Below are 9480 nucleotides of genomic sequence, written 5' to 3'. Positions count from 1 at the left end.
AAATACTATATCCAAATTGCACCATCATTTTACATTATGTATTATTATACCAATATAAATATACTATTAATAGTTATCCTAATTCAAACTACAAATCGTCAAGATTAAAATGTTTAAATTTATATTCAGGAGGAATTAATATGGCATTAAATAAAGTTTCTGAAGATAATAACAAAATTTTGCTCGACTGGGATAAGCTTGAAATTGGAGAAACATTTGATACATGGGAATATATCTACACTGAAAACATGCTTAATCAATTCAGAAAAGGTGTAATGGATTCTGAGGCAGCCTTCCCTACTGTTGCCCAAAAAGTCGATACAAAACAATATAACAAAAAATATAAAGACAATGGTTCAGTAAATGCTAGATGTTCGTTTTATTGTTATAACACTCCTATTCTTGGAAAAAAATTAACTGTTAAATCATGGATAGCTGATAAGTACAAAAAACGTGGAAAAACATATATTGTTACTGAAGCAGTTTCGGTGGATGAAGATGGCCGTTTAATTGATCGAGTAATAACACACGAACTTAAGCAACCCTCTGAAGTTGGTAAAAAATGGGGATAAATAATACAAGACCTAAAGAAAAAAATATTGATTCTACCAATCCGAATATTAGGTATTATGTCTGCGACATATGTAAGTCTTCGATGTTAGCAATACATTGCAAAATAAAATGTCAAAACTGTGGCTACACTAGAGATTGTTCTGATTATTAACTATTATAGACTTTTTACAATCATCTTTGAGTTTTATATACTTTGAGCCATTGGGAAAATCTGTGCTATTACTTCTGCACAAGCCTTAGCAATTTCAGTATGTTCCTTTTGAGTTCCATGAGCACTTCTTAAATCAATGTAGTGAATCCAACTTCTTAACGTACCATTTATATAAAGTCGGCTAATTGTATTACCTTCAGGTAAAACAACTCGAGCTTGTTCTTTCGCAATACCATTATCGATTGCCCATTTATAAGCAATTTTAGCCTTATCAATAACATCATTTTGTAATTCATTCCATTTTGACTGCAGATCATGATCATTAACTTCTATAGAATTTTGTCGATTTTTGGGATCTTGAAGCCGAGCTTCTCGTAAAATAAAATCTAAGTCTTTAGTAGGATTAGCATATCTTTGGCTAAATTCCTGAAAACTAAAACTTCTATGTCGTAACATTTGTCTAGCAATATCACGAGTGGTTTCTACTTCCAAACAAGCATTCACCATTTCTAAAGGTGACCAATGAGCATTCTTAATTAGATATCGAATTAATCTTTCGCTTGTTTCTTTATTTATCTGGTTTGAAGGATTTGAAACTTTTGCACAATAAGCAATTAATTCTTGAGCGTTATCAACACCATCTTTACTAAAGTCTTCAGTTGGTTGAGAATAACTTACTAGTCTAACTTGCATCAAATCTCCTTAATTATAAAAGTTCAAATAATTTACTAGCAGCTTGTTTACATGCTTCTTTTTCGTATTCATTTAAGTGTTTATAATCTAAAACAGTTTCCACATTAGATTTTACTCTATCAGGATACCGAGATCCTACAATTGAAACCGCAATATTTGGGTTGGATAAAACAAATTCTAAAAGATTCGATGGAGAAATGCTACCAAAGGCAGGATTCCTCTCCATAACTGTACGAAGGGTAGTCATTCTTCCAGAACCACCAAGTGGGCGCATGGCAATTACACCAATATCATTTTGATTTGCCTTCTTGGTTAAATTATATGTTTCAGAATAAAAAGCAGAGTATTCTATCATTACCGTATCAAAAAGCTTTGATTCTATTGCAACATTAAGAAGAGATAAATCATGAGAAGAAATTCCAATATGATTTATCAAACCCCGATATTTTGCAATTTTTAATCCTTCTAAAGCTCCATTTTCTTGTATGATAAAATCCCAATCTTCCATTGCGACATCATCTAATTGATACAAATCTATACTATCTAAATTCATCAAACTTAAGCTTCTATCTACATCGTGTTGTACACCATCACGAGTTCTATTAATAGTCTTAGAGGCAATTATTAAATCATCACGATTAATAGAAGAAAGTATTTGACCTATTAAAAATTCACTACCATCATATATACGAGCAGTATCAATAAAATTAATCCCCAAATTTATAGCTGAAAGCAATGTATCTTTCCCTTCTGGGGCTTGAGGTGTATCCATGGCACCAAATCCAAGTTCAGTAACCTGTAAATTGGTTCTACCCAAACGTCTTTTTAAAATTTGACTTTTCATACTAAGATACAAATAAAGAAATAGGCATTTCAAGATAATCTTTTATTTGTTTTGCAAACTTTGCTGCATCTACTCCATCTATCACTCGATGATCTGAGGATAATTGAACGTTCATAATTTCACGAATTACAATTTTATCATCAACAACTACAGGTCGCTTTATCACAGAACTTACAGCAAGGACTCCCACTTGTGGCGGTAGAATGATTGCATTAAAATCGTCTACAGCAAACATCCCTAAATTACTAACACTAAATGTCCCTGAATACTCTTCTTGTCTCAATTTCCCTTCTTTAGCTCTTTTTGCAAGGTCACGTGCTGCAGATGAAATTTCAATAATTGATAAGTCTTGAGCTTGTGTAATAGCAGGAACTATAAGGCCATCGTCAACTGAAATAGCTATACCTAAATTAATGTCTGGCTTAACCTCTATATGGTCATCACGAAACGAAGAATTAAATATCGGATAATCAATAAGTGATAATTTTACAGCCATCAATACTAATGAATTTACTGTAATGCCAGAATTTGGATAAAGTTTTCCATATTGTTGACGCATAACTAGTGCGTCAGTCATATCGATTGACATACTAACATAGAAATGTGGGATACCATTTTTGGATTGTGATGTTATTCTTGCAATGGCAGAACGTGTTGTCGATAAAGGTATGTTCTGGCCAGGTAACACAGTTTGTGGTGGAGTTTTAACCAATGGTTGTTCTGTTAATTTATTATTAGAAGATTGTGCCTCAATATCAGCTTTAGTAATACGTCCACCTGGGCCTGTCCCATTAATTTTGTTTAAATCTATACCTTGTTCTAGAGCAAGTTTTTCCGCTACCGGACTAATTTTAATTTTTTCTGATAAAGGCTGATCAACAATAGGAACATTAACAGAAGGTTGTTCAATCGGAGTATTTTGGCTAATATTCTTTTCGTCAACTTTTGGAATAGACTTTTCAGATACTGTATTTGTTGTACTAGTAGAATCTGTCACAGATTCGTTCATATCTTTTACAACAACAGCAATCGAACTACCTACTTCTGCTGATTCGCCTTCATTAACCAAGATTTTCCCGATGAATCCTGTGAAATAGCTTTCAATTTCAACAACGGCTTTATCAGTTTCTATCTCAGCGATGGGGTCTCCTCGTTTTAAAGATGAACCTTCTTTTACAAGCCATCGTACCAGGGTGCCTTCTTTCATATCGTAACCCATTTGCGGCATAACAATATTATCGGACATTGCTTTACTCCAATTGCTATTATGTATTTAGATTTTGATGTATATATTCAATTATACGATCTTTACTAGGGATTACTTGAGACTCCAGTACGCTTGTATATGGCATTGGGACCTCAAGGCCACCAACACGCCCTATTGGACCGTCTAAGGAATCAAAAGCTTCTTCTTGGATGGTACTCGCTATCTCAGCACCAAATCCGCCAGATCTCCAAGCTTCCTCCACAACAACTAATCTGTTTGTCTTATTCACTGAATTTATAACTGTTTCTTTATCCCAAGGGCGAAGAGATCTCAGATCTATAACTTCTACATCTATTCCTTGATCCTCTAGTGTGTTTGCAACCTCTAAACATAGTGGCACCATCTTGGAATATGCAACTAACGTCAAATTATCACCTGATCGTACAACATTAGCCTTACCGATCGGTATTTCATAATAATCTTCATCTACAATTCCCTTTGATCCATACAATAAAATATGTTCAACAAAAACTATAGGGTCATTTTCTTTTATTGCAGACCGAAATAGCCCTAATGCATCGTAAGGGGATGAAGGCGCTACTACTTTAAGTCCAGGGACACTAGCAAGCCAAGGTTCAAAACATTGTGAATGTGTTGCACCTAATTGTGCTCCTCCTCCAGTTACTGTTCTTACCATGAATGGAGCTGCATACTGATTTGCTGACATGTATCGAATTTTAGCAGCGTGATTTACTAGTTGATCTAAAGCCACTAATAAAAAGTTAATCGTCATTATTTCAATGATTGGTTTTAAACCGACCATAGAAGAACCAGTACCTAGGCCTACGATCGCTGATTCTGATAATGGACTATCAACAATTCGTTTAGGACCAAATTCTTCCAAAAGGCCTTTACTTACTGCATATGCACCACCATAAGCTCCAACATCTTCTCCCATTAAAAAACAGTCATCATTATCTATGAGAGCTTCACGAATACCTTGAGTTAATGCTTCTCTATAGGTTAAAACATTAGGCATAAAAACCTCCTAACCAGCGTTTTCAAAATAGATGTTTTTATATAAATCATCTATAGTGGGAAATTCACTTTCTGTAGCAAATTGGACTGCATGATCCATAACTGCATTCATCTTTTCATATATTCCGTCTATTTCATCTTTGGCATAACCATTTTCTTTTAACCAAGACCAATGCAAATTAATTGGATCTCGCAGTTTCCATAATTCTTCCTCTGCAGAACCTCTATACATAGAAGGGTCAGCCATTGAGTGACCACGAAACCTATATGTTTGAGCTTCAAGGAAATATGGGCCTTTGCCATTTCGAACATCTTTAATAATTTTATCAGTAACTTTTTTTACTTCTAAAACATTCATGCCATCTACGCGAGAACATGGCATATCATATGCATGACCAATTTCAAAAATATCTTTTTTAGCTATAGCTTCTTCGACAGGAACACCCATTCCATATAAGTTGTTTTCACAGATAAAAACTATAGGTAGATCCCACAAGGCAGCTAAATTCATAGATTCATGAAACTCTCCCTCGTTTATTGCACCATCCCCAAGGAAACAAAGGGTGACAGCTCCAGTGTTTTTATATTTAGCTGCATAGGCTAAGCCTACTCCAATTGGTAATTGTCCACCAACTATTGCATGACCGCCTGCAAAATTCTTCGTTGCGTCAAATATATGCATCGACCCGCCTATTCCACCAGTAGTTCCTGTGGATTTCCCAAAAAGTTCAGCCATTGCATATTTTGCTTCGATTCCTCTAGCAAGTGCATGTCCATGATCTCGATAATGCGTAATAACATAGTCTTCTTTTTCTAAACATGAAATTGCTCCTACTGCAATAGCTTCTTCTCCGGTATATAAATGAAGAAATCCTTTTATATTACCCCTTGAATAATGTTCAGAGCATCTATCTTCAAACAAACGAATTAATATCATTTTTTCTAGTAATTCAAAATATTCAGATTTAGAAGTTTTCCTACTTACAGCTTTATTTTTAAGTGCCATAATTTCCTCCTTTACCCAGCAAACTAAATATGTATTGGGTTCCCTAGCGCTGCCAGTGCAGCTTCTTTTAGTGTTTCTGACAGGGTTGGGTGTGCATGAGTTAGCAAAGCTAATTCATCAACAGTACCTTCTAATGCTTGTACCATTGATAATTCAGCTAGTAATTCTGTTACTTCTGGTCCAATGAGATGAACGCCTAATATTTCTCCATATTCTGAGTCAACGACTATTTTACAAAAACCTTCTGTATGTGAAGATGCAATAGCTTTACCGCTTGCCAAAAACGGGAATTTACCAACTTTCACATCATAGCCTTCATTTTTAGCTCGATCTTCACTTAGCCCAAAGCTTGCAATTTGAGGGTTACAATATGTAGCTTTTGGCATATTGATATAATTAATATCTGGAACACTATCGCCATGGATTCTCTCAACTGCTAATACTGCTTGAGACTGTGCAACGTGAGCTAAGGGTAAAACACCAGTAACATCACCTATTGCAAAAACATTCTGTATATTAGTTTTCATTGAAGAATCAACATTGATCCAGCCCTTATTTAATTCAATACCTAAAGAATCTATCCCTAAAGCATTTGTGGCAGGTGTAATACCAATTGCTACTAGAATTTTGTCAAACTTTAGGTGTATTTTTTCATCACCTTGCCCTGTAAGTTGAACTGATACATTTTTGGCGGTTGTTTTTACAGAATCTAAGTTAGTTTCAGTAAGAATCTTTATTCCACGTTTAGAGAAAGAAGAATTTAGAGTTGTACTTATTTCTGTATCTTCATTCGGTACTACATTAGGTAGCATTTCTATGAGAGTAACATCAACTCCATATGAATTAAATAATGAGGCAAATTCTACTCCAATAGGTCCGGCACCAATAATACCCAAAGACTTAGGAAGTTTATTCATTTCTAATATTTGTTTACTATTAAGTATTTTATCTCCATCAAATGGAGCTTGAGGTAATTCTCTTGGAATACCACCTGTAGCAATAATTATATTTTTTGATTCAATTGGAAATTCATCAGCAGATTGTACTCTTTCGCCAACATTTTCTTTAGGATCAGTAATATCTACCAACAATGAGGTTTTTGATGTAAATCTTGCAGAACCATTAATAACATCAACTTTGTTTTTTCTTAAGAGATGGTTGATACCATTCACTAGTTTATCGACAACTTCACGGCTACGGTTATACCCTATTTCGTAATCAGCAACATATGAATCTATATTAATGCCATAAAGTTTTGATTCTTTGATGAGATCAAGTACTTCTGCATTTTTCAATAATGCTTTACTAGGAATACACCCCCAATTTAAACAAGTCCCACCGATTTCTGATTTTTCGATTAAAGCAGTTTTGTAGCCTAATTGAGCTGCACGTATAGCAGCAACATATCCGCCTGGACCGGCTCCAATAACCGTTATATCATAATCTGCCATATACTAATCCTTATTTATGCTTATCTTTTTGCCAGAATAATATGTAATGATTAAAGACATCAAGCATATTTTGATTAAGTATAGAATATTTCTATGGATAAGAAAGAAACTATCGATAACGCGAAGATATTTAGATATAAAACAAATTAATTGAAAAAATATTTATTAACGGACAATTGGTTAAGAATTGATAAAATTTATTTATTCAATAAACCTAACTGTTCGATAACATATGTCCCCATATGGCGATTCTCTGTAAATGTATAATTAGTATCTTTTAGATTATATCCAATAATTGGGATGTTTTGTTCGTGTTCTGAACCATGTGATCGTAAATCGCCTGGCATTTCAACCAAATTGGTATCACCAAATACTGTATCCTTATCTGCAGTAACTATGACTTGACCTATTCGTTCAAGACGTAGGTTATATTTTGTTACTGCTTCCTCAGATGTCATTGCTAAATCAACCCCTTCTAATGCATTCAGTAAATCTATAGATTTTGATACTACAGAGTCATCTAGATAGATAAAATATGCCCCTCCCAGGTTAGAATGATGGACAACGTGTTCATCTTTTATTATCGGAACGGCAAGATTATCAATTCCATTTTCTTTGAGAATTTTTCCTAAATCAATCAAATTTGTCTTTCTTGACATGCCATGATCTGCACTAAGCATAATAGTTGCTTCTGGAAATTTATTCATAATATTCCCCACAGCAGTATCTATGATACTAATATGTGTTTTAGCTTCGATTGATTCTGGTGGGAATTTATGATGCGCCCAATCAGTTGTTGTAATATATACAAATTCAGGTTTGTATTTATCCATAGCTAACTCAGCTGCATTAATAGTCCATCCATTACATTCTAAAGAATAAATAGAAGGTGGATCCCCCAAAATATCGACCACCCATTTATCAGGCTTTTCAGCTGAACTAACATGTGTTGCATCGTCTCCAAGTAGCCTTCTCAGTTTATCTTTTGATGTGGAAAGTACAGTTGTTATGTTTTTATTTTTACACATGGAAAATATAGTAGGGGCCAATATATATTCCCCCGATTCCATATAAACTTCTTCTTTGGTTTCTTGGATGTATCTATAGTTAGAACAAATACCATGAACACTAGGGTATTGACCAGTTATTATCGATACATTATTTACATTAGTCACTGAAGGCCACATAGATTTACCGACAGTGTAAAAGCCATTTTCAATCATTCGATCCATGTTGGGAGTTTCTATTGCATCAAAATACACAGGATCAAATCCATCAATGCATATAAGAACTAAGGGAGAATAGTTAAGCATTTCAACCTCCAAAGGAAATTATCTACGAAAAGGTACAACCTTATTATTATCATCCAATTGAGCAGGATAATAATTATTATTGCGTAAACTATACAATAAAGACTCAACACTATCAATTTCTTCTTCAAATACAGTCATATATCTACCAACACCATTAAATGAATGGGCATCGCTACCCCCAATCTTTGGCTTACCTAGATATTCTGCAATGTCCCATGCCCATAAATTCTCTCGTAATGTGGTTCCTCCATTGAGAACTTCAATGGCATCAACTAACTCAAATATAGGATGTTTTGCTACATCTTCAACAGTTTCAGGTTTGATTTTGTAATCTTTGAATAAAAGATTATTATTGTTATATGGTGGCTTTTGTGTAAAATTTCTAAAGGGATGTGCTAAAACGATAAAAGCTCCTTCTTTATCAGCAATTTGTCTTAAACTTTCAGGATTTCTCATACCGGAAATATATTGTGTAAATCCAAATGCAGTTATATGACCTACTTCGGTCTCAATCTCCATTGCATTCAACAATTTTAAATTATCCATTTTTTGCTGTGCTTGTGTTATTGATTGCAAGCTCCACGGACCACCGTGTTCTGTTAAACAAACTGCATCAATGTTAAGAATTTTAGATTTATTATGTAATTCATCTAGAGACAAGTTACTATCACTACTACCATAAGAGGTATGGACGTGCATATCTATGTTCATTAAGTGCCTTTATTAGTTTTGAAATGTTTTAGGTATATGTAAAAAAAACACACCAAGCAATTTTACTATTACTAAAGATTATAAGCAATAAACAAATACTACAGTGGTTAGAAACTTGGAAAATTTCTAGTTCCTATATCTTATATTGTCCCTTGAAAGATCACTGAGCGTATTACAACCCATCAATTTCATATCTCTTTCAATTTCATTTTTTAAATTATTCAGGGTCTTCTCCACCCCACGTTGACCACCAGCTGCCAATGCATATAAATATAATCTTCCTCCACTACAGGCTTTTGCACCCAAACTTAATGCCTTGAGGATGTGAGTGCCTCTCCTAATTCCACCATCGCAAATAACATCAATTTTATCCCCAACCGCATCAACAATTTCTTGTAATTGATCAAAAGGCGAGCGTGATCCATCTAGTTGGCGTCCTCCATGATTGCTAAGCATTATAGCATCAGCACCTATGTCCACAGCTTTTTTTGCA

General features: G+C 34.4%; 10 protein-coding genes. 1 reads left to right on the top strand and 9 read right to left on the bottom strand.

Features of this window, described 5'->3' with window-relative positions; translation table 11 throughout:
* The first annotated feature begins 140 nt into the window (after positions 1-140).
* Positions 141-572 (top strand): hypothetical protein, encoded by a 432-nt coding sequence (locus FI695_07935; GenBank protein ID MQG51885.1) that lies wholly within the window; start codon positions 141-143, stop codon positions 570-572.
* Positions 573-757: 185 nt separating this feature from the next.
* Here the strand turns inward: FI695_07935 and thyX are convergent, their stop codons facing one another.
* The 9 genes from thyX to FI695_07890 form a co-directional block, all read right to left on the bottom strand.
* Complete coding sequence (gene thyX / locus FI695_07930; GenBank protein MQG51884.1) at positions 758-1417, bottom strand: FAD-dependent thymidylate synthase; 660 nt, start codon at positions 1415-1417, stop codon at positions 758-760.
* 13 nt (positions 1418-1430) lie between these two features.
* Positions 1431-2261 carry an aldo/keto reductase gene (locus FI695_07925; GenBank protein MQG51883.1) on the bottom strand — a complete coding sequence of 277 codons (831 nt, stop codon included), beginning with the start codon at positions 2259-2261 and terminating at the stop codon, positions 1431-1433.
* A gap of 1 nt (position 2262) precedes the next feature.
* The gene (locus tag FI695_07920) at positions 2263-3507 is read right to left on the bottom strand and encodes a 2-oxo acid dehydrogenase subunit E2 (GenBank protein MQG51882.1); all 1245 of its coding nucleotides are present in this window, start codon (positions 3505-3507) and stop codon (positions 2263-2265) included.
* A 19-nt stretch (positions 3508-3526) separates the two neighbouring features.
* Complete coding sequence (locus FI695_07915) at positions 3527-4507, bottom strand: alpha-ketoacid dehydrogenase subunit beta (protein ID MQG51881.1); 981 nt, start codon at positions 4505-4507, stop codon at positions 3527-3529.
* Between the two features lie 9 nt (positions 4508-4516).
* Positions 4517-5512 carry a pyruvate dehydrogenase (acetyl-transferring) E1 component subunit alpha gene (gene pdhA, locus FI695_07910; protein MQG51880.1) on the bottom strand — a complete coding sequence of 332 codons (996 nt, stop codon included), beginning with the start codon at positions 5510-5512 and terminating at the stop codon, positions 4517-4519.
* 23 nt (positions 5513-5535) lie between these two features.
* The gene (lpdA, locus tag FI695_07905) at positions 5536-6963 is read right to left on the bottom strand and encodes a dihydrolipoyl dehydrogenase (protein MQG51879.1); all 1428 of its coding nucleotides are present in this window, start codon (positions 6961-6963) and stop codon (positions 5536-5538) included.
* 197 nt (positions 6964-7160) lie between these two features.
* Positions 7161-8276, bottom strand: a complete 1116-nt coding sequence (locus FI695_07900) for a hypothetical protein (protein MQG51878.1) — start codon at positions 8274-8276, stop codon at positions 7161-7163.
* Between the two features lie 18 nt (positions 8277-8294).
* The gene (locus tag FI695_07895; protein ID MQG51877.1) at positions 8295-8987 is read right to left on the bottom strand and encodes a PHP domain-containing protein; all 693 of its coding nucleotides are present in this window, start codon (positions 8985-8987) and stop codon (positions 8295-8297) included.
* Between the two features lie 126 nt (positions 8988-9113).
* A partial coding sequence (locus tag FI695_07890; protein MQG51876.1) for an alpha-hydroxy-acid oxidizing protein occupies positions 9114-9480 on the bottom strand: 367 nt, incomplete at its 5' end.

It is taken from the genome of SAR202 cluster bacterium (genome assembly GCA_009392515.1).
In the GTDB taxonomy this organism is placed as follows: Bacteria; Chloroflexota; Dehalococcoidia; order Lucifugimonadales; family UBA6952; genus UBA6952.
Note: the sequence above shows the minus strand (reverse complement) of the source record. Positions and strands in the feature narration are given on the sequence as shown.

Excerpts from the sequence above, each read along its gene's own strand:
- FI695_07935 (MQG51885.1), top strand. The coding sequence starts at position 141 with ATGGCATTAAATAAAGTTTCTGAAGATAATAACAAAATTTTGCTCGAC.
- thyX (MQG51884.1), bottom strand. The coding sequence starts at position 1,417 with ATGCAAGTTAGACTAGTAAGTTATTCTCAACCAACTGAAGACTTTAGT.
- FI695_07925 (MQG51883.1), bottom strand. The coding sequence starts at position 2,261 with ATGAAAAGTCAAATTTTAAAAAGACGTTTGGGTAGAACCAATTTACAG.
- FI695_07920 (MQG51882.1), bottom strand. The coding sequence starts at position 3,507 with ATGTCCGATAATATTGTTATGCCGCAAATGGGTTACGATATGAAAGAA.
- FI695_07915 (MQG51881.1), bottom strand. The coding sequence starts at position 4,507 with ATGCCTAATGTTTTAACCTATAGAGAAGCATTAACTCAAGGTATTCGT.
- pdhA (MQG51880.1), bottom strand. The coding sequence starts at position 5,512 with ATGGCACTTAAAAATAAAGCTGTAAGTAGGAAAACTTCTAAATCTGAA.
- lpdA (MQG51879.1), bottom strand. The coding sequence starts at position 6,963 with ATGGCAGATTATGATATAACGGTTATTGGAGCCGGTCCAGGCGGATAT.
- FI695_07900 (MQG51878.1), bottom strand. The coding sequence starts at position 8,276 with ATGCTTAACTATTCTCCCTTAGTTCTTATATGCATTGATGGATTTGAT.
- FI695_07895 (MQG51877.1), bottom strand. The coding sequence starts at position 8,987 with ATGAACATAGATATGCACGTCCATACCTCTTATGGTAGTAGTGATAGT.